This window comes from Paraburkholderia hospita, from assembly GCF_002902965.1.
In the GTDB taxonomy this organism is placed as follows: Bacteria; Pseudomonadota; Gammaproteobacteria; order Burkholderiales; family Burkholderiaceae; genus Paraburkholderia; species Paraburkholderia hospita.
This window is the reverse complement of record NZ_CP026106.1, coordinates 3240055-3261827: the sequence shown is the minus strand read 5'-3', so window position 1 is coordinate 3261827 and position 21773 is coordinate 3240055. Positions and strand designations below refer to the sequence as shown.

The 21773-nt window shown below is 63.6% G+C and carries 22 protein-coding genes; 9 read left to right on the top strand and 13 right to left on the bottom strand.

The window, feature by feature from the left end:
• On the bottom strand, positions 1–639 hold the full coding sequence (locus C2L64_RS33110; RefSeq protein WP_007732841.1) for a YceI family protein: 639 nt from the start codon (positions 637–639) through the stop codon (positions 1–3).
• Positions 640–756: 117 nt separating this feature from the next.
• Between C2L64_RS33110 and C2L64_RS33105 the strand changes: the two genes are divergently transcribed.
• The 4 genes from C2L64_RS33105 (at position 757) to C2L64_RS33090 (ending at position 3832) form a co-directional block, all read left to right on the top strand.
• On the top strand, positions 757–1389 hold the full coding sequence (locus tag C2L64_RS33105; protein ID WP_007582886.1) for a TetR/AcrR family transcriptional regulator: 633 nt from the start codon (positions 757–759) through the stop codon (positions 1387–1389).
• Between the two features lie 22 nt (positions 1390–1411).
• The gene (locus C2L64_RS33100; RefSeq protein WP_007582884.1) at positions 1412–1888 is read left to right on the top strand and encodes a nuclear transport factor 2 family protein; all 477 of its coding nucleotides are present in this window, start codon (positions 1412–1414) and stop codon (positions 1886–1888) included.
• Between the two features lie 212 nt (positions 1889–2100).
• A complete protein-coding gene (locus tag C2L64_RS33095; RefSeq protein WP_007582883.1) occupies positions 2101–2628 on the top strand; it encodes a hypothetical protein in 528 nt (175 codons plus the stop codon).
• Between the two features lie 334 nt (positions 2629–2962).
• A complete protein-coding gene (locus C2L64_RS33090) occupies positions 2963–3832 on the top strand; it encodes a LysR family transcriptional regulator (protein WP_039900689.1) in 870 nt (289 codons plus the stop codon).
• 15 nt (positions 3833–3847) lie between these two features.
• Here C2L64_RS33090 and C2L64_RS33085 read toward each other — a convergent pair whose 3' ends face one another.
• Entirely contained in the window at positions 3848–4834 is a 987-nt protein-coding gene (locus C2L64_RS33085) for a zinc-dependent alcohol dehydrogenase family protein (protein WP_007582881.1), read from the bottom strand.
• A gap of 393 nt (positions 4835–5227) precedes the next feature.
• A complete protein-coding gene (locus C2L64_RS33080) occupies positions 5228–7015 on the bottom strand; it encodes a hybrid sensor histidine kinase/response regulator (protein WP_007582879.1) in 1788 nt (595 codons plus the stop codon).
• 173 nt (positions 7016–7188) lie between these two features.
• Between C2L64_RS33080 and C2L64_RS33075 the strand changes: the two genes are divergently transcribed.
• A complete protein-coding gene (locus C2L64_RS33075; RefSeq protein ID WP_007582876.1) occupies positions 7189–7590 on the top strand; it encodes a GFA family protein in 402 nt (133 codons plus the stop codon).
• 72 nt (positions 7591–7662) lie between these two features.
• Here the strand turns inward: C2L64_RS33075 and C2L64_RS54250 are convergent, their stop codons facing one another.
• Positions 7663–7812: a DUF6496 domain-containing protein gene (locus C2L64_RS54250; protein WP_007582875.1), complete on the bottom strand. Its 150-nt coding sequence runs from the start codon at positions 7810–7812 to the stop codon at positions 7663–7665.
• A 367-nt stretch (positions 7813–8179) separates the two neighbouring features.
• Between C2L64_RS54250 and C2L64_RS33070 the strand changes: the two genes are divergently transcribed.
• Positions 8180–8461, top strand: coding sequence for a DUF6723 family protein (locus C2L64_RS33070; protein ID WP_007732825.1), 282 nt, complete (start codon positions 8180–8182; stop codon positions 8459–8461).
• 21 nt (positions 8462–8482) lie between these two features.
• On the opposite strand, the gene C2L64_RS33065 is transcribed toward C2L64_RS33070, so the two are convergent.
• Positions 8483–10072, bottom strand: coding sequence for a diguanylate cyclase domain-containing protein (locus C2L64_RS33065; protein ID WP_007582871.1), 1590 nt, complete (start codon positions 10070–10072; stop codon positions 8483–8485).
• Positions 10073–10494: 422 nt separating this feature from the next.
• On the opposite strand from C2L64_RS33065, the gene C2L64_RS33060 reads away from it, so the two are divergent.
• A complete protein-coding gene (locus C2L64_RS33060) occupies positions 10495–11235 on the top strand; it encodes an SDR family NAD(P)-dependent oxidoreductase (protein ID WP_007582870.1) in 741 nt (246 codons plus the stop codon).
• A gap of 29 nt (positions 11236–11264) precedes the next feature.
• On the opposite strand, the gene hpnR is transcribed toward C2L64_RS33060, so the two are convergent.
• The 3 genes from hpnR to C2L64_RS33045 all read right to left on the bottom strand — a co-directional run bounded on the left by hpnR (position 11265) and on the right by C2L64_RS33045 (position 15062).
• On the bottom strand, positions 11265–12806 hold the full coding sequence (hpnR, locus tag C2L64_RS33055; protein ID WP_007582869.1) for a hopanoid C-3 methylase HpnR: 1542 nt from the start codon (positions 12804–12806) through the stop codon (positions 11265–11267).
• Positions 12807–13064: 258 nt separating this feature from the next.
• Positions 13065–13547, bottom strand: a complete 483-nt coding sequence (locus C2L64_RS33050; RefSeq protein WP_007582866.1) for a cupin domain-containing protein — start codon at positions 13545–13547, stop codon at positions 13065–13067.
• Between the two features lie 213 nt (positions 13548–13760).
• Complete coding sequence (locus tag C2L64_RS33045) at positions 13761–15062, bottom strand: sugar efflux transporter (RefSeq protein WP_007582865.1); 1302 nt, start codon at positions 15060–15062, stop codon at positions 13761–13763.
• A 233-nt stretch (positions 15063–15295) separates the two neighbouring features.
• Here C2L64_RS33045 and C2L64_RS33035 point away from each other — a divergent pair, with 233 nt between their 5' ends.
• Positions 15296–15826: a hypothetical protein gene (locus tag C2L64_RS33035; protein ID WP_007582864.1), complete on the top strand. Its 531-nt coding sequence runs from the start codon at positions 15296–15298 to the stop codon at positions 15824–15826.
• Here the strand turns inward: C2L64_RS33035 and C2L64_RS33030 are convergent.
• From C2L64_RS33030 to C2L64_RS33010, 5 genes are all read right to left on the bottom strand, one after another.
• Entirely contained in the window at positions 15823–16689 is an 867-nt protein-coding gene (locus tag C2L64_RS33030) for a S66 peptidase family protein (RefSeq protein ID WP_007582863.1), read from the bottom strand. The genes C2L64_RS33035 and C2L64_RS33030 overlap by 4 nt on opposite strands.
• Entirely contained in the window at positions 16686–17213 is a 528-nt protein-coding gene (locus C2L64_RS33025; protein ID WP_007582862.1) for an ankyrin repeat domain-containing protein, read from the bottom strand. Before C2L64_RS33025 ends, C2L64_RS33030 begins: the two co-directional genes overlap by 4 nt.
• A gap of 204 nt (positions 17214–17417) precedes the next feature.
• A complete protein-coding gene (locus tag C2L64_RS33020; RefSeq protein ID WP_007582861.1) occupies positions 17418–17882 on the bottom strand; it encodes a hypothetical protein in 465 nt (154 codons plus the stop codon).
• A gap of 136 nt (positions 17883–18018) precedes the next feature.
• Positions 18019–18546, bottom strand: a complete 528-nt coding sequence (locus tag C2L64_RS33015) for a GNAT family N-acetyltransferase (RefSeq protein ID WP_007582859.1) — start codon at positions 18544–18546, stop codon at positions 18019–18021.
• Entirely contained in the window at positions 18543–19133 is a 591-nt protein-coding gene (locus C2L64_RS33010; RefSeq protein WP_007582857.1) for a helix-turn-helix domain-containing protein, read from the bottom strand. Before C2L64_RS33010 ends, C2L64_RS33015 begins: the two co-directional genes overlap by 4 nt.
• Positions 19134–19270: 137 nt before the next feature.
• Here C2L64_RS33010 and C2L64_RS33005 point away from each other — a divergent pair, with 137 nt between their 5' ends.
• Complete coding sequence (locus C2L64_RS33005; protein ID WP_007582855.1) at positions 19271–21760, top strand: penicillin acylase family protein; 2490 nt, start codon at positions 19271–19273, stop codon at positions 21758–21760.
• Positions 21761–21773 lie beyond the last annotated feature (13 nt).

The window sequence follows — 21773 nt, the reverse complement described above, 5'->3', positions numbered from 1 at the left end:
TCAACTCGCAGCGCGCGGCCGCTCAGCCTCTGCCTGAATGATGAAGTGAATATCGTCGCCTACTGCGGGATACCACGTCGTCAGACCAAACTTCGAGCGGCTGAACTGGCCGTCCGCTGAAAAGCCGAGCGTATCGGCTTTCGTCAGCGGGTCGACGCCGTAGCCATTGAACGTCACATCGAGCGTCACCGGCTGCGTCACGCCGCGTATCGTCAGATCACCCGTCAGCTTGCCGCGCGCGTCGCCCGTGCGCTCGAAACGCGTGCTGACAAAGCGGATCTGCGGATTGCGCTCCGCATCGAGCATATCCGTCCCCTTCACCATCTTGTCCAGTTGCGGGACATTCGTGTCGATGCTCGCCGCGTCGATCGTCACCGCGACCTGGCTCTTGTCGAGCCCGCCTTCCTTCCAGTCGATCTCCCCCGCCACGCGATCGAAGCGCATCGTGAAGCGCGTGTACTTGAAGTGATCGACGTTGAACGTGACGCTCGTGTGATGCGGATCGAGCTTGTACTGGCCGACAGGCACGCGGGCTTCCGTTTGCGTGACCGTATGCGTGACGACCTGCAACGGCGTACATGCGCCCAGCGCCGCCGTCATCGCAACCGCGGCCACGGCGCGGCGAAAAATGATGCTCATGACACTCATCCTTTTGAACGGTTCTCCAACACGATAATGCCTGAAGCGCCGAAGTGACCGCAAATGCGAAGCGAGCGAATACTTGACGAAGGAGAATGATCGTTCTACCCTTCGCGCATGGCTACTCTCGACGACACGACTGGCAGCGCGCGCGAACGGCTGCTCGACGCCGCGGAAGCGCTGATTTACGCGGGCGGCATTCACGCAACGGGCGTGGATGCGATCGTCCGGCAATCGGGCACGGCGCGCAAAAGTTTCTACACGCATTTCGAATCGAAAGATGCGTTGGTGGCGGCCGCGCTCGAGCGGCGCGACGAACGCTGGATGAAATGGTTTATCGAAGGAACCTTACGCCGTGGCAAGCATCCGCGCGCGCGCATGCTCGCCATGTTCGACGTATTGCGCGAATGGTTCGTATCGGAAGATTTTCATGGCTGCGCGTTTCTCAACGCCGCGGGCGAGATCGCTTCGCCTGACGATCCGATTCGCGTCGTCGCACGCGAACACAAGGAGCGTCTGCTCGCCTTCGTGCGCGCGCAATGCGACGAATACGTCGCATCGACGGGCGGCGATAGCCGGCGCGCGGCGCGGCTGTCGCGGCAATGGCTGATCCTGATCGACGGCGCGATCGGCGTCGCGCTCGTGAGCGGCGACGCCGATGCCGCGCTCGACGCGCGCACCGCAGCCGGGCATCTGCTCGATTCCAACAGTGCAAGCACCCGCTCGTCCAATGGGCGAGCGTCCACCTGACGCAGTTCAACGAGGAACCATCATGGCTGATATCGAAAGACGTCCTCCCGTCCCGCCCTTCACGCGCGAGACGGCCATCCAGAAAGTGCGCGCCGCTGAAGATGCATGGAATACGCGCGAGCCTGAGCGCGTGTCACTGGCTTACACGCCGGATAGCAAATGGCGTAACCGTGCGGATTTCCCCACGGGGCGTCCGGAGATCGTTACGTTTCTGCAGCGCAAGTGGGCGAGGGAACTCGACTACCGGCTGATCAAGGAACTGTGGGCCTTCACCGACAACCGCATCGCCGTGCGCTTCGCCTATGAGTGGCACGACGACTCGGGCAACTGGTTCCGTTCGTACGGCAACGAGAACTGGGAATTCGACGAGAACGGACTGATGGCGTATCGCCACGCGAGCATCAACGACAAGCCGATCCGCGAAGAAGATCGACTGTACCGCTGGCCGCTGGGCCGCCGTCCGGACGATCATCCGGGGCTGACGGAGCTGGGCCTGTAATCCACGGTCATATCGACGGTGAACGCGCGCGCGGCGCGTTCACCGGACCGTAACCGTTTGTTCGCTATCGTTGGCGTTTGCGCGCGTGCTGTCGTTCCGAGCGCACACTCCATCTCACTGCAAGATTTGTGGGGTAGAGTGCGCGACTGGAGAGGAATTCGACACTAATCGCGACATTCAGACGCCGGCGCGCGACCGGTTGCGGAGAGCACATGCCGTTTGGAAAGATCAAGAACAAGATTCGTCGAGCATGCGCGGCGGCAGCGGTAGCAGGCATCGGTTTGATGGGAGCGTCGGGTGCGCAGGCAGCCGACTGGTGCAGCGGCGGCGTGTGGGTCGATGCCATGCTCGGCTCATATCATATCAACCCGGACCCGGGCACCGACTTCGAGCAGTTCAATCCTGGTCTTGGCGTCGAGTGCTGGCTCAACGGGCAATGGGCGCTGACGGCGGGCGGCTTCCGCAATTCGTTGCGTCGTCCATCGTGGTACGGCGGCGGCGTGTGGGCGCCCGAGTTCGTGCACTGGGGCTTCATTCGCCTTGCCGTGATGGGCGGCATTATCTCCGGCTACAACTACGGCAACTGGGGACTTGGCCACGATCACACGATTGGACCCGTGGCCGCGCCGATCGTGATGGTCGAATACAAGCGCGTCGGGGCTAACTTCATTGTGATTCCGCCTATCCCTTCCGATAACCTGCCTTTCACAATCGGGTTTCAGGTGAAGGTGAAGTTCTGAGATCGGTTCACTCGTCGTGATGGGTGAGGCTTTTCGGGAGTCATGCGTGCGGTGAACCGGAGACGCAGTCGTTGCATCACCTGAAGCGCCAAAACCCCGCTATAAAGGCTGCAAAAGCACGCGCGGCATTCAAACAGGTGGCCTCGCAACGAGCATGCGCTCATCAAAGGTGAGGTTTTGCGGGATGCCAGATACCCATCCGACGTGCTCCTGAAACCTCTCACCTTCACGAGGCAACTGTGCAAATCCAGCGAGCACGACGATCACCGCAAGCTCGCCGACGCCGTTCATAATCGCAGGCAACGCGACCTATCGCATGCGGCTGAAGGCGTCTATGAATGATTCGAAACTGGACTGGAGCGACGTGCGGATCTTCCTTGCCGTCGCGCGCTGCGGCACGCTGGGCGCGGCCGCGCGCCAGCTAGGACAGACCCAGCCGACTATGGGCCGGCGTCTGCGCGCGCTCGAGGAAGCCGTCGGCCACACGCTGTTTCAGCGCACGGCTGAAGGCTTCGTGCTGACCGACGAAGGTCATGCCGTGTTGACCTACGCCGAGCGCATGGAAGAAGAAGCGCACGCGTTCATGCGTTCGCTTGCGGGCAACGAGCAGCAACTAACGGGCGCGCTGCGTGTCTCGTCGTCGGACTGGTACGGCATTCATGTGCTGACGCCGGTGTTCGCTGGCTTTCTTACGCGCCATCCGCAGATGTCGATCGAACTGATCACCGATTCTCGCCGCTACAACCTCGCGCGCCGCGAGGCCGATCTGGTGTTCCGCATCACACCGTTCGACGAACCCGACGTCATCCAGCGCAAGTTGATGCACATGGACTACGCGCTCTATGGGCGCATCGATCTCGTCGCGCCCGCGCGCGGTGATGGCGCAGGCCAGTCGCTCATCACCATGGATACCGCGTTCGGCGAGTTGCCCGACGTCGCGTGGATCCGGCAGATGCTGCCGAACGCGCACATCGCGTACGCAAGCAACAACCGCGGCGTGCAGGCGCGAATGTGCGCCGAAGGCGGCGGCTTCGCGGTGCTGCCGTGTCCGCTCGGCGACAACACGCCGGGCCTGCGACGCATCGATCTGGGCGAAGCACCGCCGGGCCGCGACGTTTGGCTTGGCTACCATCGCGACCTGAAACGTCTCGCACGTCTGCGCGCGTTGCTCGATGTCGTGATCGAGCGGCTCGCGAACGTGTGAGCCGACCTGCCGCCGTCATTCGATTTCAACCACGATCTTGCCGCGCGCAGTGCGCTCCGTGATCGCGTCATACGCGCGTTCCGCCGATGCGAGATCGAAGCGGCGCGGATCGAGATACGGCGCAAGCTTGCCCTGTTCCGCAAGACGCGTCGCCTCGGCGAGCATCTCGCCGTGATGCGCGCGATGCTGACCGGTGAGCAACGGATGCAGCGTGAACACACCGGAATACGTGGCCTCGCGGAACGACAGCGGCGCGAGCGCATGCGTGCCCCAACCGAGCGCGCTCACGACATGCCCGAAATGCCGGACGGCCGCGAACGATGCATCGAGCGTTGCGCCGCCGACCGTATCGACGACGAGATCGAAACCTTCGCCCGCGGTCAGTTCGCCAACATATTGTTCGACCGTGCGCGCCGCGTAGTCGATCGGCGTCGCGCCGAGTCGCACGACGAGATCCTGATCACGCGCGCTCGCCGTTGCGAAGACTCGTGCGCCGAGCGCGCGCGCCAACTGCACCGACACGTGCCCGACACCGCCCGCACCGCCTTGCACGAGCACGGTTTGACCCGCCTGCAAGTGCGCGCGGTCGACGATGCCCGCATACGACGTGATGAACGCGAGCGGCAACGCGGCGGCTTCGCGCATCGACAGATTGGACGGCTTGTGTGCGAGCAGTTGCGCGTCGACGGCCGCGTATTGCGCAAGCGAACCCTGGATGCCGCCGACGCCGCCCGTCATCCCATAGACCTCGTTGCCGATCTTGAAGCGCGTCACGTCCGCGCCGAGTGCGACGACCACGCCCGCGAGATCGATGCCGAGCACGAGCGGCAACGGATGACGCGCATGCGCGGCGCTGCCCGCGCGAATCTTCGTGTCGAGCGGATTGAGGCCGCTTGCGCTGATCCGCACGAGCACTTCGCCGCGTGCCGGTTCGGGAATGGGCATCGTGGTCGGTACGAGGGGACCTTTGTACTGGCTGAGAACGAGGGCTTGCATGGACATGGTGTGCTCCGGCAGAAGATGAACGCAGTTGACGGAAGACATGATCGGCGAATCCAGAACCCTGGTAAATCAACGATTTAGCACGACGACCAAACAGAAATGCATGGCTGTGAACAAGCAAGTGGAAGCGCAGTTCGTTACCTGGGTCTGCGAACAGAAGACAGCGGCAAGCGCGCCGCGTGGCGTAAAGGTGAGAACTTACGGGAGTGAGTGAAAAGCCCTCGGAACGCGCAACGCCACAAAGTGCAAGCCCTTGATGGATAAGGCTTTGCGGGTATCGTCAAAGATGCCGTGACGAGTGCGGATCGATCAATGGTGAGAGTTTGCGGGACCTCTGCAAAGTGACGTCGACGCGCACGTCCCGGCTCACCTTTAGCGCAAGCGGGATTAACGTCAGACAAGACCGCTGATGTTCCGGCCGTCGCGATGCGACAGCACGTCGGCGAGCCGTTCCATCGAAACAGGCTTCGTCAGGTGATAGTCGAAGCCTGCCGCGAGCGCGCGCGACTTGTCGGATTCGGAGGAGTAGCCCGTCAGCGCGATCAGGAACATGTGCGCCAGCGCCTTGTTCGAGCGGATGGCGCGCGCCACTTCGAAGCCGTCCATCTCCGGCATGCCGATATCGATGATGCCCACCTCGGGCAAGGCTTGCGCCGCGACCTTCAACGCATCGCGGCCGCTGCGCGCGATGATCACATCGTGACCTTCGAGTTCGAGCAGCAGATGCAGCGCGTCGAGCGCGTCGGCGTTGTCGTCGACGAGCAGGATGCGGCTCGGCTCGGCGCTCGTCGCGGCCGACGCCGCCGTTGCATCGTGCGCGATGCGCGTCTCACGGTCGAGTATCGGCAGCCGTAGGACGACGCGTGTGCCAAGCCCGACGCCTTGGCTGTCGAGCGTAATGGTGCCGCCATGCAGTTCGATGAGCCGCTTCGCGACCGCGAGCCCGATGCCGAGTCCGCCTTCTGAGCGGCGCGCGCTCGATGGCGACTGCGCGAACAGTTCAAACACATGCTCGAGCGCGTCGGGACTCATGCCGACGCCGTTGTCCTCGATGACGATCGACACCATGCCGCTGTGCGCTGCCTCATCGGCTGCGCTGTCCGTGTCCGTTTGCACGCGCAGTTGCAGCGTGCCGCCCGCAGGCGTGTATTTGGCCGCGTTCGACAGCAGGTTGCCGACCACTTGGCTCAGGCGTACATGATCGGCGCGCACATAAACGGGCTGATCGAGCCCTTCGATCACGAGGCGATGCTTGCGTGCGTCGATGTGATGCTTGAGCGCCGTGATCGCGTCATACACGATCTCGTTCAGTGACGTGCGGCTGTACTTGATCGCGAGTTTGCCGTGCCGCAGGCGCGCGGCATCGAGCAGATCGTCGACGAGCGTGCGCAGTTGGCGCATCTGCCGTTGCGCGATGGCGAGGACATCGTTGGCCTGCTCCTGGCCTGTGCACAGCAGCTTGAGCGCGGCAATGGAACTGTCGATGGGCGCCATCGGATTGCGCAGTTCATGGCCGAGCATCGCGATGAATTCGTCGCGCCGGTGCGCAGCGTCTTCGAGCGCGCGCCGCGCCTGTTGCGCGGCCTCGGTTTCCGCTTCGGCGGCCTGTTGCGCGTCGAGCAGCGTGAGCGCCGCGCCCGCAAGCACGGCAAGATTGCCGAGCAGGCGCACGTCTTCGCGATCGAAACGATGTGCATCGTGTGACGCGACCCAGATCGCACCGAGCGGCTTCGACGCGGGGCAACGAATCGGAATCGGCGTGATGATGCCTTCGGTGATGACCGCCCCCGCATCGCGCAGGCTCTTGAAGAAGGTGTGCGGCTCGACGAACAGTTGCGGCGCGCCGAGTTCGAGCGTCATCCCGCACGGACATTCGGCCCACGCCGTGGTTTTGCCTTCGAACGCCGCGCACGCGCCGGCGACCGCGCGCCAGCGGAACACGGCTGCGCCTTCGCTCGTCGTTTCAAGCAGGCTGATGCCCGCGCTGCCTGCGCGGCACGCGCCGAGCGCCGCATCGGCGATGGCTTGCAGCAAAGTGTCGCGGCGTCCCGTTTGTGCGCTTGCGACGATGACGAGCGTGCGGACTTCGGCGGCATGATCGGGTGCGCGCGCCGGCCGGTCTTTCAGATCGTCCGTGCGCAGTACGCCCGCCCGGCGGGCGCTTTCGATACCGTCACTCATAATGTGCGATAGAGAATGGTTCGCCGGGTGCCGTCGCGCCGGCACCCGGCGAACCGGAGTTTATCGATGCAGTATAGGCGTTGCGTCCGGGATGATTGCTGCGGAATTTCGCGGCATCATCATTGGTATGTTCCCTGCGTGTCAACAAAGCTCAACCTCAATGGAGAGACGCGATGAACCAGCAAAAGACGTATGGAGGCGGGTGCGCGTGCGGCGCCGTGCGTTTCCGCGCGATCGGTTCGCCGATGCGCGTCGGTATGTGTCATTGCATGACATGTCGGCAGGTGCACGGATCGGCCTTCAGCTCTTACGCGATCTTCGACCGCAGCGCCGTCACGTTGACGGGCGACACGCGCGAGTGGCGAAGCTCGGAACAGGGCCGGCGTCATTTCTGTCCGCTGTGCGGATCGGTGGCGTTCATGATGTACGCCGATCGCGATGAAATCGCTTTACCGCTTGGCGCTTTTGACGAGACGGGACTGTTCGAGCCCACGTATGAACTCTGGTGCAAGCACAAGGAACCGTGGCTGCCGCGCGGCGTGCGTCCCGAATACGACGAAGAGCGCGCGCACTAGCCTGTGCGGAACCACTTCACGCAGGCGCTGCGCGACCGGATCGATCCGCCCGCGCAGCGTCACATCGGATATCTAGCTGTGCTTCTTCGGAATCTTTGCGCCTGACTTGCGCGCCTGATTCAGCGCAATGGCGACAGATTGCTTCTGCGATTTGCCCGCCTTCTTTTCGGCCTTGACGTTGTGCCCGATCGTTTCCTTCGATGTGCCTCGCTTGAGTGGCATGTCGCTCTCCTTTTCCCATTGCAAAGACGCATGGCGTTGCGCTGCGGCTCATCTATTCGAGCATGCGCCGTTCCCGACGAGCGCGGTGCACATCGCACATGCGGCCAGACGTGCCGCGCGTCGCGCTCGTGAAGCGTCGGCCGAAAAGCGGTACGTCGCTTGCTGAAAGGGAATGCAAGGACGTCAAACACAGGAGCATCTCGTGAATACCGTCTCGACAGCGGGCGTCGCGATAGCGGCAATTTTTGCCGCGTCGGCATGAACCGTCGCGCGTTCGTGCGCATTCACTGCGCAGAGGAATGCGTCATTTCAACCGGTTGCCGGCGAAAGCGCCGAGTCCGGCATCCACAGGGAGGGGAGTTGCAAGATGACAAGGCCACGGATGATTTTCCCGAAAGCGCGCAATGCTGTGGCCTCGAAACCCGAGTCGACGGACGACTATCAGATCTACGCCACCTACCGCCGCACGACGGAAGGTTCGTACATGGGCCAGTTGAAGGTTGTCCGCAAGACAGATGGCCGGTTGCTGTTTCCGTTCACGGGCGCACCCGACATCGGTCCGTTCACCGACGGCGACCAGGCGCGCGAAGCCGCGCAACGTCACGGCGAAACCGTCGTGCAGTCGGATCTCGACAATCCTGAACCGTGAGGTCCCGGCACTAAACGGCCACTAGGCCGTCGCAGTCATGGCCGGCTGTGGATGGCTGGCCGCTTCGAGGGTCGAGAAAAAGCAGAGGTTGTTCTTGCCCATGTTCTTCGCGACATACATCGCGCGGTCCGCCCGCAGAAGCAGTTGTTCCGCGTTGGCAGCGTCATCGGGATACAGGCTGATGCCGACGCTTGGTGTGACGCTCACTGCGTCGCCGGGAAGCGCGATCGGCCGGCCGACTGCATTGAGCACTGCCCGCGCCACGGGTTCGATTTGCCGCATGCTCCCGACGTCTTCCAGAATGACGACGAACTCATCGCCGCCAAGCCGCGCGACCGTATCGCTTTCGCGGACGCTATGCACGAGCCGCTCGGCGACGGCTTTCAATACGTCGTCGCCGACAGCGTGCCCGCGCGTGTCGTTGACCTGCTTGAAGCCGTCGAGATCGATGAACATGACGGCGATGTGCATTCCATGGCGTTTCGCGCGGGAGATGGCGTGCTTCAGACGCTCGTCGAGCAGCACGCGGTTGGGTAGTCCTGTCAGCGCGTCGTGCGTGGCGAGGTTGCGCAGACGCTGCTCGTGCTGATGACGTTGCGTAATGTCGCTGAGGATCGCCACATAGTGCGTGTATCCGCCGTCGCGTTCTTGCACGCCTGCAATGGACAGCGCCTCCAGATAGATGTCGCCACTCTTCTTGCGGTTCCACACTTCACCGTGCCAGTGACCCGTCTCCTTCAGGCTTCGCCAGAACACGCGATAGAACTCGGGCGACTGACGGCCCGAGCTCAGTAGCCTTGGATTGCGCCCTAGCACTTCCTGTTGCGTGTAGCCGGTGACCCGCGTGAAGGCAGGATTGACCCGCTCGATATTGCCATGCGAGTCAGTGATCATCACGCCATCGCGCGTCAGGTCGAACACGCGATTGGCCAGCCACAAGTGATAGCGCGATTCGCTCAATGCGTCATCGCGCTGGCGCATGAGCCAGATCGACAGGCTGACCGCGCCCGCGACGCAGATCACGATGCACGCGAACGTCGCCCAGAACATCGCGCGAAAGATGGATTCGCTTTTGCCTGCAAGCTCCGTCGCCTGCAACGTGTTGGTGTCGATGCACTTGCCTATCAGCACATCGAAACCGTTGAGGAACTCGATGTTGCCGTCGAACCACTTGGCCGCCGCTTCGTAATCGCCTCGTTCCAGTAACGCGACAGCTTTCCGGAGAATCGCGCGGAACGTCGGCAGACTGTTCGCGATCTTGCCAGCGAGCAATGCTTCGGGCGGGGAGCTGACGCCGGACGGAAAATACGCCCTCCATGCGTTCTCGATGCGCACCTCGTCTGCCTGGACCACCTTCAGCGATGCGGCCGTCCTCATGTGATCGCGAAACTGGTTCGCCCTCCAGAATTCGCGGCGCGCATCGAGCGAGGCCGCGCGGAGCTCGTTCAATTGCGCGATGGGAAGCATGTTCCCCCGATACAGCGTGTCCGTGTACGCGTCGAGCCTGGAGAGCCCCGCCAGGCCGCAACTCGCGAGCGCAATCAGCACGGCGACGCTGGCGAACAGTATGCCGGCAATCCGGAAGCGGTAGAGACGCGTGATGGTTTTCATGCAATGTCTAAAGGCGAGGGCAATACGGTGCGCGGCGGCGCGCAGTCCGCTCACGGCTTGCGTCGGTACGGTCGAAAAGGCCAGAGTGTCAGTGCGTGTGGTGCGAGGCCGCGAGAGGCGTCGCTGTTCGCATCGTGATCGTGCCGCTTACGAGGGTCTTTGCGAGCTGACCCTTTCATTCCCCCGCGAACCGGCGCGGACGGCATCGAGCGAACATGAGATTGACGAAAAATCGGGCAACGCTCAATGATTTTTGTCACTTCGCGGACACTGTGTGCATACGCGCTGCGCTCTCGCAGACACAGATCAGATTCGAAGCGCTGATGCGAGCGTGCAGTTCACGGGCAGCCGCTTGCATCCGCTGCCTATAATCACGCGACGATTCCCGCGCCGCATGCGCGAGAGGACAACGGAGACACACGATGAAGCGAAACAGCGCACTGGTGATCGGCGTCGGCGCCGAACTCGGACTGGGCGCGGCGCTGTGCAGGAAGATCGCCGCGAACGGGTATCACGTGTATGTCGCGGGCCGCACGCAGGCCAAACTCGACATCGTGACGAACGGCATTGCGAGCGGCGGCGGATCGGCTGAATCGTTCGCGATGGACGGCACATCGGAAGCGGACATCATGCGTCTTTTCGACCGGGCGATGTCGCCGCCCGACGCTATCGATGTGCCTTCGCTCGTCATCTATAACGTCGGCAACAACCGGCATGTTCCGTTTCGCGACCTGACGGAAGCGCAGATGCAGGACTTCTTGCGCTCCGGGCCGGTCGGCGGCTTTCTGGTGGGGCGCGAAGCGGCACGGCGTCTCGCGCCGCTCGGCCGTGGCACGATGATCTTCACGGGCGCATCGGCGAGCTTGCGTGGCAAGCCCGGCTTCGCGCATTTTGCCGCGGCAAAAGCCGGGCTGCGGATGGTCGCGCAAAGCATGGCGCGCGAGTTCGGGCCGCTCGGGCTGCATGTCGCGCATGTGGTGATCGACGGCGGCATCGACGGCGAGCGCTTGCATGTCTCGCGTCCGCAGGCTGCCGCCGAGCGCGGCGAAAACGGATTGCTGAATGTCGACGCCATCGCCGAAGCGTACTGGCAGCTCCATCTTCAGCATCCGTCCGCATGGACGCACGAAATCGATCTACGTCCTTTTAAAGAGCCGTTCTGACCGCACGGACGACGCGCGCGCAGTTGCGATCAGCCCGTACCCATGCGGGTCTGATCGACGAATTTCTCGGTTGCGTCGTCGATCTTGCGGCCTTTGCGTCCCGCCGGGCCGTGCACGTACAGCACCTTGACGTTGCTCTCTCCCGGCAGTTGCGCGGGCGGCGGCGTCATCTCGTAGCGCACTTCGCGCGCGTGATCGCTCAATTGCAGATTCGGATTGAACACCGAGTTAAAGCGCCACAGCATGCGCACGAAGTTGGTCTGTCCACGCATCAGCAGCGAAGCGGCTTCGCCCGCCGCGCGATACAACGCGCCCCAGCCGAGATGTTTGCGGTTGAGTACCTGTTGCGTGCGTACCAGTTCCGCGTAGAACTCGGCTAGCGGCAGCTTGGTCGGCAGCACGGCATGCTGGATGTCGTAGAGCCGATAGTCGAGGCTCGTCAGTCGCCGTTGTTCGCGCAACCATATTTCCGTGCCCGGATACGGCGTGGTCACGCTGATGTTCACGATCTCGGGAATCTCCAGACACCATTGCCGGATCGTTTCGAAACGCTGGTGATCCCAGTCGGGATCGGCGATCAGATTGATCGCGACCGTGATGCCGAGCGAGCGCGCGAAGGCGAGCGCCTCGAAGTTCTTGTCGACGTCGATGCGCTTGCGAAACGCCTTCAGCCCTTCGGCGTCGACGGCTTCGAGTCCGATGAACATGTATTGCAGACCGAGCGTGCGCCAATACTCGAACACTTCCTTGTTGCGCAACAGCACGTCGCCGCGCGTCTCGAGGTAATACTTCTTGCGGATGCCGCGTCGCTCCACTTCGCGTCCGATCGCCATGCCGTGATCGGCATGCACGAAGGCGACGTCGTCGACGATGAACACGCCCGGTTCGCGAATCGACGCCAATTCGTCGGCAATGACTTCGGGGCTGCGCGAACGATAGCTGCGTCCATAGAAGGTCCACGCGCTGCAGAACGTGCAGTCCCACGGGCAGCCACGCGCAAACTCGATCGACGCGCATGGATCGAGCACGCCGATGAAGTACTTGCGCCGATGCCGCAGCAGATCGCGCGCGGGGCGAATCTGGTCGAGGCTTTCGGTGAAGCCGGGCGGTGGTCCTTCGCCGTTGCTCGTGACGACGCCCGGAATGCGTAATAGCTCGCCCTTGCGCGCAACGGCAGTGAGCAGCTCGACGACCTTCGCTTCGCCTTCGCCTTTGAGGATGCAATCGATCGCGCCTTCAGCGTGTCTCAACATGTCGCGCGCGGTGAACGATGCGCTATGTCCGCCGACAAATACGAAACAGCCCGGCAAATGCGCCTTGATCGCCTTCGACAGATCGATGATTTCGGGGATATTGGCGAGATAGTTGGCGGAGAAACAGACCACGTCGGGCCTCCACGTGCGGATGAGATTGTGCAGCGCGCGATGGGATTCGACCTGCAGGTCGATCAGGCGGATATCGTGGCCGGCTTCGCGTATCACGGCGGCGACCGTTTCGAGTCCGAGCGGCTCGAGGCGCAGATACACGCGGGTGTACATCAGGCCACTGGGGTGAACAGCGAGCACCTTCATGAGATCTCCTTGCGGCGGAAAGGGCGCGCGTGCGTGCTGGGACGCTGCGTGCCGGGCTTTCGTGCTGGTATCCCTGGTACGGGTCGACTGCTGAGCCTGTGCGTCCTGCCGGACCTCACCGCAGTGGGCTCTACCCGATTCTACTTGTCATCGGGTGGGCTTGCTCGGTGGGGGCGTAGTGGGGAGGTGAGGGTTTTCGGGAGTCAAAGGGTGGCTTGTATGTGGCGGGCGCCGGCGGGGCAACCCTTTGCGTCAAACTCAGTCCGGTCTCCCGTCATGGTCGCCGAGCGGTCTGGTCGGCCAGTCCACCCAGCGATCCGGGCGGGTAAGTTCATGCGTTTCGTTCAGCGGATAACGAATACGGTTATCGTCGCGCGGACGTTCGCCGATCACCATCAGCCTGACGTCCTCCTTCGTATTGTTGATGAAGGTATGGCAGATGCCAGTGCCTGCCGGAAACGCGACGGAATCGCCTTCAGCAATGGGATAAAGCGTGCCGTCGATCCATACGTCGGGCTCGCCTTCGAGCACGTACACAAACTCCTGCTCGGTACTTTCGGCATGTGGATACGACGTCCTTCGGCCAGGCAGAAGCCTTACGTGATGGATGCCAATACGTGTAATGCCGAGTGCGGCGGAAAGCGGCGCGTCCAGCGCCATTGGCTCGGTATCGCCGGGATAGGAATGCGCATCCGGTTGCTCGAGTTCAGTCCAGTGCTTGATGAAATCCGGTCGGCTCATCAGTGGTTCTCCTTTGGATTGAATTTCGATAATAGCGGCTTGCGGGAAGGACAAGACGCCTTCGTAGCGCGGGATCTTGCGTGTCGGTCAGGATGGTGAGATATCGCACCGCGATGCGGACTGAGAAACCCAGACGACCGGGCTCGCGCTGAGCCGAATCAGCACCCTTACGCATCGCAGCAAGATCGCAAGCGACGCGCAGAGTTCCCTTCCTCACTGAGCAGGATGCCGCCAGTCCTCCCACGCATCCCGCACCCGCAGCGCAATACGCTTCCATGGCGGATCAGCAAACAGAATCAGCGCTCCAAGCGCGAGGCATCCACAGACGAGAAATGTCCCACGATAACCAAGACCCGCGACCAGCACACCCGACAACACACCCGACAGAATCGACCCAACCCGCGAAGCGTTGAAGAACAACGCCGTCGCCGCGCCGGGCGAACGCGGAATCAGGTCCTGCATATACGTCATGCCAAGACACGACGTGACGGCCACGACGAATGCATTGAAAGCTTGCATGGGGATCAGCACGTTGACCGTGCCCGCAGCCGCGACTGCAATGAAATACACCACATGCACAGCCGCGCACGCCGCGAGCCAGTTCAGCTTGTTGAGCGTCGAGCCGCGCGCGCCGAGCGCGAGCATCATCGGGATTTCGAGGAATGCGCCGAGCCCGAGCATGATCGACACATCGAGCCGCGTGCCCTTCAGGCCATGCACGACGTAAAGCGGCAGCACGATCATCGTTGCGTTCGCGGCGAGGCCGATCAGCGTCAGCGCGACGACGGAACGCCAGATCTGCCGCTGCGTGCCGGGCGCATGAGGCGGCGAAGGCGGCGGAGGCTCAGCGGGCTCGGTGACGGTCGTCACTTCGAGCGACGAGGCAGGGTCGCCTGCATAGTGCGCCGGCGTGCTGTGCGGATCGCCAGCGGGTGATTCGCGCATGCGCCACACGATCGCGCCGCATGCCGCGAAGCACGCGGCCGCGAACAGAAAGAGCCCGTAAAAGCCCGCGCCCGCCAGCACCAGCGCGCCGACGGACGGCCCGAACACCCACGCCATCGACAGCACCGTGCGCAGCGTCGCCAGCGCGAACGAGCGCTCCGCTTCGTCGTGCACAGGCAGCGCCGCGCGACCGAACGAGAACACCAGCGACATCGCCGAGCCGCCCGCGCCGAGAAACGCCACGCCGATCACGAGCAGCGCCAGATAGTTGCGCACGAAACAAAGCAGCAGAAAGCCGAGCGAGGCCGCGATCAACGCCGCGAGCAACAGCGCGCGATGATGCCCATGCTTATCCGACCATTTACCCGCCCACGCGCTTGCGACCACACCGCTCGCCGCAATTAACGTCATGAACAGACCGAGTTGCAACGGCGTCATGCCTGTCTGCTCGACGCCGAACAACGACAGATATGGCGCGGTGAACGACATCGCGATGCCCAGCATCAGCGTCGCGCCGGCAAGCGGCAAGAAAGAATGAATGCGCGTGAGACTGGCGAAGCGGGAGTTCATCGAGGGCGCGTGTTCGAACTGTGGGATGCGGGCGCAAGTGGGGAATCGCGCACGCAAGAGGCATTGTCGAACGCAAAGCGCATCGCGCGCAACGCAGTTTCGTCATGTTGTGCAAAGAATGCGCGCCGCATGCGTGAAAATGGAAGAAGCCCGCCCGGCATCAAGGGCAAGCGAAATGCAGCGACGTGAGCCGCTTAGACTGATCGGCTCGTTACGTTGACACGCTTTGACAGATGACTGAACTCAAAGGCTCGATCGAATCCTACATATTGGCGAAGGACGGCAACCGTCCGCATCTGTTGACGGATGCATTCGCGCACGATGCGTCTTTGGCGATGACCGTGAAAACGGCCGCCATCGCGTTTCCCCAGGAAACGCATGGGCGCGATGCGATTGCGTCCGTGCTGGTGAGCGACTTCGCGCTGAAGTACGAGAACGTGTACACGTTTTGCGTCGGCGCGATACCCACTGCTAACCAAAGCGAGTTCTCGTGCGACTGGCTCGTCTGCATGACGGAAAAGGCGACGGGCGCGGCGCGCGTCGGTTATGGCCGCTACGAATGGACGAGCGATGTTGCATCGTCGCGAGTGACGCGGCTGCACATCACGATCGAAGAGATGTCGACATTGCCCGCGGAATTCGCCGGGAGCATATTGAATTGGGCGAACCGCTTGCCATACCCGTGGTGCGCGCGCGACGCGCTGAGCAAAGACGCGCCCGGCATCGAAACCGTTCAGCACGTCATCACGCAACTGACGCGCTAACGCACCAGTTGATCGCCTTCGAGCGCTGCCGGCGCGCCATACGTCCACGCGTGATTGCGCGAACCGTGGCCGATCGGAAAGCCGGCGTAAATAGGCACGCTGTACGGCTTCAACAGATCGACCATCATGTCGTGCAACGTGAAGTCCGCGTTTTCAGGCAGCGGACAGCGGATGAAATCGCCGAGCACGAAGGCACGCGCGCCATCGAACACACCCGCTTCGCGCAACTGCATGACACTGCGGTCGATCCGATAGGCAAGCTCGGTCACGTCTTCGAGCAGCACGATCGCGCCGTCGCAGCGCGCCTGCCATTGCGTGCCCGCAAGACTCGCGAGCACGGTGATGTTGCCGCCCCCAAGATGTCCTTCGACACGACGCGCATCCGAGCCATACAGAAGCTGCAACGGCACGGGCGCGGCGCGCTCTTCGTGCAGCTCGGCGAGCATGCTTGTGCGCGAAGCGTCGTCGAGTTTGGTCGCGAGCCCGTTCAACGTCGGACCGTGAATCACGCGCACATTCGGCATGCCATGCAGCGCACCGAATAGCGCAGTCGCGTCGGAAAAACCCACGAGCGTTTTCGCGCACGGCACAGCATCGGGCAGCGCATGCAGCGTATAAATGCTGCCGTAGCCGCCGCGCGCAACCCAGACGATATCGACGGAAGGATCGGTCAACGCGCGATGCAGATCGGCGGCGCGGTCCTCATGCTTGCCCGCGTGATAGCGATAGCGGTCGCGCACATGCGCGCCGACCTGCACGCGCAGGCCCCAGCTTTCGAGCAATGCGATGCTTTGCTCGACGTGCTGCATGTCGGGCACGCCAGCCGGCGCCACGACGGCGACTGTCTTGCCTTCCAGCTTCATGCGCCCGCCTTTTTCGCGAGCAGCGCGGCCGTTTCCGGTGCGCCCATGCGGCTTGCGGCATCGGCGGCCGACACGCCGTTCGCGTCGCGCGCGTCAGGGTTCGCGCCATGCGCGAGCAGCAGTTCGACCATTTCCGTGCGATTGAACATCGCAGCGATCATCAACGCCGTGCGTCCGTCCGGCGACGCGCCTTCGACGTCCGCGCCATGCGCGAGCAGCGTCTGCACGACATCCTTGAAGCCCTTGAAGGCCGCGCCTGCGAGCGGAGTCTGTCCGTTGTCGTTACGCAGGTTCGGGTCCGCGCCGCGTTCGAGCAGCACGCGCACGGCATCCGCATGGCCGTGATACGCGGCGAGCATCACGAGGCTGTCGCCTTTCTCGTTGCGCAGATTCGGCGGCGCGCCTTTCTCGATGACGGCAGCCAGCATGTTCGCTTCGCCGCGCCGGGCTGCGTCGAATATTTCGCGCGCCACTTCGAGCAGATCAGGATCGATGTCGTCTGGGCTGCGCTTGTCGTCTGTCATGAAGCTTCTCCACTGTCGAACGAACGTCGCCGTTCGCACGGCGCGTCAGGTACAGCAGAGGATACAGGCAATGCCTGCTTGATGTTGCCCTTAGCCGGGTCACGCGTTGCCCGGCAAAGGGATGCGCAACGAAGACGGACAGAAGCGCTGGTTCGCGCGTTTCGGTGACGGTGAGCGTTTTCGGGAGCTGGCGTCCAGCAACCGTTACGCCTGCTTGCGGATGGTCGGCTCCGCGTCGCCGTTTGCCATGATGCGGTCGAGCCGGGCGCTCGCATCCGTCAGCGCGCTGAGCGGCGCGCGCTGCAATTGCGCGTCGTAAGTGCTGACGATGTGCGAGAGCAGCTCGATATGCGCTTCGTCGATACGCCACTCGTCGCTCGTACGGCCGCGCTCGAACGTGACGGCGAGCGCCTGATCCGCGGTGCGCAGCTGATCGTATGTCATCTCACCGTAGCCGAGGTCGCACAGAAAGCCGGTCAGCAGCATCGTCTGCGTGAGCGTCTGCGCGGCACTCATGCTGCCTGCGCCGCGACGCAGCGCGTCGAGGGCAATGTGCACGGGCAGGATCAGCTCGACAGCCATGCTGCGTGGGATGGGCAGAAGCATTGCTTTTGCTTGCCGCGCGCGCGTTGCCTGATTGCTGCCGGGAAACGGGATGGTCTTAGCCATATCGCCTGAGAAAAAATTGGGAATGCTCTAGCGATAACGGCGCAAGGCGGAAAAGATTAAGGGCTGATTTCCCTAATCCGCAAACGTTTGTCAAATCTTATATTTCCCTTTTTTGCGTAACGGTCGAGCGGCTGCTTTAAAGATGCTTGAAATAGAAGGTCGTGCCGCAGGACGATCCATCCGGCATCAACGCATAGTTCGGCACTTCACCGACGCGCTGCCAGCCCGCACGCTCATACACGCGCTCGGCCTCGCCGCCCGTCACGGTATCGAGGACGAGCACGGTCTTGCCTTCGTCGCGGGCCACGGCATCGGCGGCGGCCATCAGCCGATGCGCGACGCCTTGCCGACGCGCGCGGCGATGCACGAGCATCTTCGCGAGATCCGCGCGATGCGGCTGGTTGTCGGGCTGCGCGAGCACGAGCTGCACCGTACCGGCGATGCGCCCGTCCGCGTCTTCCGCGATCAGCAGCGCGCGCTCGCCGCGTTCGACGCCCGCCGCCACCATCTGCCAGAACGCGATCGCCTTGTCGCGCGCGAGCGGCCACATAAAGCTGACGGAAGCGCCGCCCGCGACGCAATCGATCAGCACATCGGCAAGGCTGTCGATGCACTGCGCGGCTTCGTGCGCGCCGACGCGCCGCACGCTAATCGTTTCCGTCATGCGTTTCTCCTCACAGATGAAAAGGGCAGCGTCGACAGCGCCACCAGATAGCGCGCCGGTTTGCGCGTCGGGTTGTGAAACACGGTCGGGCAATCGAGACGCATCGCCACGCAGTCGCCCGCTTCGAGCCGCCAGTGCGCGTCGCCGGCGCTGATTTCCATCGCGCCTTCGATGAGCCAGATCTGCTGATGGATTTCGGCGTCGCGCGCACCGGTCTCGTAGGCGACGCGCTGGCCGGCGGGAAAGTGAACCTCCACTAACTGGATCGGCGACGGCAGCGCCGGCGACAGACTGCGCCGCACATAGCCGGACCCGGGATCGGTCCAGACAGCCTGCTCTGCGGCGCGTGCGAGTGGCGATGGCGCCTCGGCGGGCGTCGCGGACGCTTCGAACAGCGACGCGAGCACGACGCCGAGCGCGGTGGCGAGCTTGTCGAGCACGGTTGCCGTCGGGCTGCTTTGTGCGCGCTCAATCAGCGAGATAGCCGAGCGGCTCACGCCGCTGCGTTCGGCGAGCGCTTCGAGCGACAGCCCGTGGCTGTCGCGCAGTTCGCGCACGCGGCGCGCAATCAGTGCGTTGATATCCATGGCGTCTAGCATACTGGATCAAAATTCCAGTATGTTGGATGGTCAGCGCTTTCGTTACAGTCGAATGCGAGCGTGCAAACTGCTTCGTGCACAATGCCCGGACGTCCCGATTCCCCGAACCACTACGAACCCGAACGATGAGCCGTCGTCCCGCCGTCGCAAGTCAGTCGTCAAGCAGATCGATCGGTAAATCCGTCGGCCTCGCCGCGCTCGTGCTGGCGGGCCTCGTCGTCACGTTGCTGGGCGCGGCGCTGCTCGGTGGCTGGCTGCTGCTGCGCGGCAGTCTTGCGCAGCTCGATGGCACGCAGCGTGCGTCGTTGCTGTCGTCGCCGGTGACGATCGAGCGCGACGCGCTCGGCGTGCCGACCATTCACGGCGCGACGCGAGACGATGTCGCGTACGCGACAGGCTTCCTGCACGCGCAGGACCGCTTCCTTCAGATGGACCTGCTCAGGCGCGTCGCGGCGGGCGAGATGTCGGCGCTGGTCGGCCCGAACGCGCTCGAACTCGACAGGCGCAATCGGCTGCACCGCTTTCGCGCTCGCGCGCACGCCATCGTCGAAGCGATGCCCGCCGATCAGCGGCAACTGCTTGAGCGCTACACGGCGGGCGTCAATGCGGGGCTCGCGGCGCTGTCGTCGCGGCCGTTCGAATACTGGATGCTGCGCACGCAGCCCGAGCCGTGGCGTGCCGAAGATTCGCTGCTGGTCGTCTACGCGATGTACTTCGATCTGCAATCGTCCGAAACGCGCCGCATCCTTGCGCGCGCCGTGTTGCGCGACCGTGTGGACGCCGATCTGTACACGTTCCTGCTCCCCGCCGCGAGCCATTGGGATGCGCCTTTCGACAGCGCATCGACGCCGCGCGTCGAACCCGCACGCATTCCTTCGACGCGCCCCGACTGGCTCTCGGCACCGAAGCCCGCGAGCGTCGCAAGCGAGCAGACTGAGGACGTGAGCGAATCGGCTGTGGGCAGCAACGGCTGGGTCGTCGACGGCGCGCACAGCGCGCATGGCGGCGCGATCCTCGCGAGCGACATGCACCTCGGGCTGTCGCTGCCGAACATCTGGTATCGCGTTTCGCTGATGTGGCCCGCGGGTGACGGACTGCCGATGCACGCGCTGACGGGCATGAGCCTGCCCGGCGCGCCGCTCGTGATTGCGGGCAGCAACGGCAAGATCGCGTGGAGCTTCACGAACAGCTACGGCCGCTATATCGACCTGATCGAGTTGCATCGCAATGCTGCCGACCGGTTGCAGTACCGCACGCCCGATGGCGCGTGGGCGCGCGCGACCGTCTATCACGAGCGCATCGACGTGAAGGGCGGCGAGAGCGTCGACTTGCCGGTGGCAGAAACGCGCTGGGGACCGGAACTGACGATCGGCGCGCGCGCGTATGCATTGCGCTGGGTCGCGCACGATCGCGAGGCCGTGAACCTCAATCTGCAAAAGCTCGAAGACGCGAAGACGATCGGCGAAGCGCTGCGCGTCGCGCAAACCAGCGGCCTCCCGACCCAGAACATCATGGTCGCGGACTCGCGCGGCAAGATCGGCTGGACGCTGGCGGGGCCGCTGCCGCAGCGCGATCCGGCCGACGTGCAAAACGGCCCGGACAGCGACACACCGTACGATTCGGCGACGTATAAAGGCTGGCAGCACTATCTGCCGCCCGCGTCGTATCCGAAGCGCGTCGATCCGCCCCTCGGCCGCCTGTGGACGGCGAACAATCGCGTGGTGATGTCGCGCGACGCCGTGCTGATCGGCGACTCGGGCGCCGACCTCGGCGCGCGCGCGTCGCAGATTCGCGACGATCTGCTCGCCGCGCCGAGCCCGGACGAACACGCCATGCTGTCGATCCAGACCGACGACCGCGCGCAATGGATCGAGGTCTGGCGGCGCGTGGCGCTCGAAGCGCTCGATGCTGGCGCGCTCGAAGGCCATCCGCAGCGCGCGGCGTTCCGGCAGCAACTGGTCGCATGGAATGGACGCGCGGATGTCGACGCTGTTGGCTATCGCATCACGCGCGGTTTCTTCTTCTCGCTGTACGACGCGTGGTTCGGCAGGCTCGACGCCGAACTTGCCGGTGCGATGCCGGGCGGCGGCAACGGTAATCCGCCGCTCGGTCTGCGCGTTGCAAACTCGCGCTATGAAGCCGTGATGGAGACGCTCGCCGAGCATCACGCGTGGATGCCGGAAGGCTTCAGGGACTGGCGCGCGTTCGTGCTCGACCGCATCGATCGCACGATTGCTCAGTTGCCACCCGATACGCCGATCGAACAGGCGCGCTGGGGCGAGCGCAATCGTGCGGCCATCGAGCATCCGTTTGCGCGCATCGTGCCGGCGTGGCTGCCGTGGGTGCGCGGCTGGCTCGGCGCGCCGCACGATCCGTTGCCCGGCGACATCAACATGCCGCGCGTGCAGGCGCCGGCGTTCGGCGCATCGGAGCGGATGATCGTATCGCCGGGACGCGAGCAGAGCGGCATCTTCGAAATGCCGGGCGGACAGTCGGGCCATCCGCTGTCGCCATACTTTCTCGCCGGTCATGAAGCCTGGGTGCGCGGTGAGAAGACGTCGTTCCTGCCGGGCGCGCCCGTGCATCGGTTGATACTTGGCCGGACGGGGCAATGATTCTGTGTTGAAG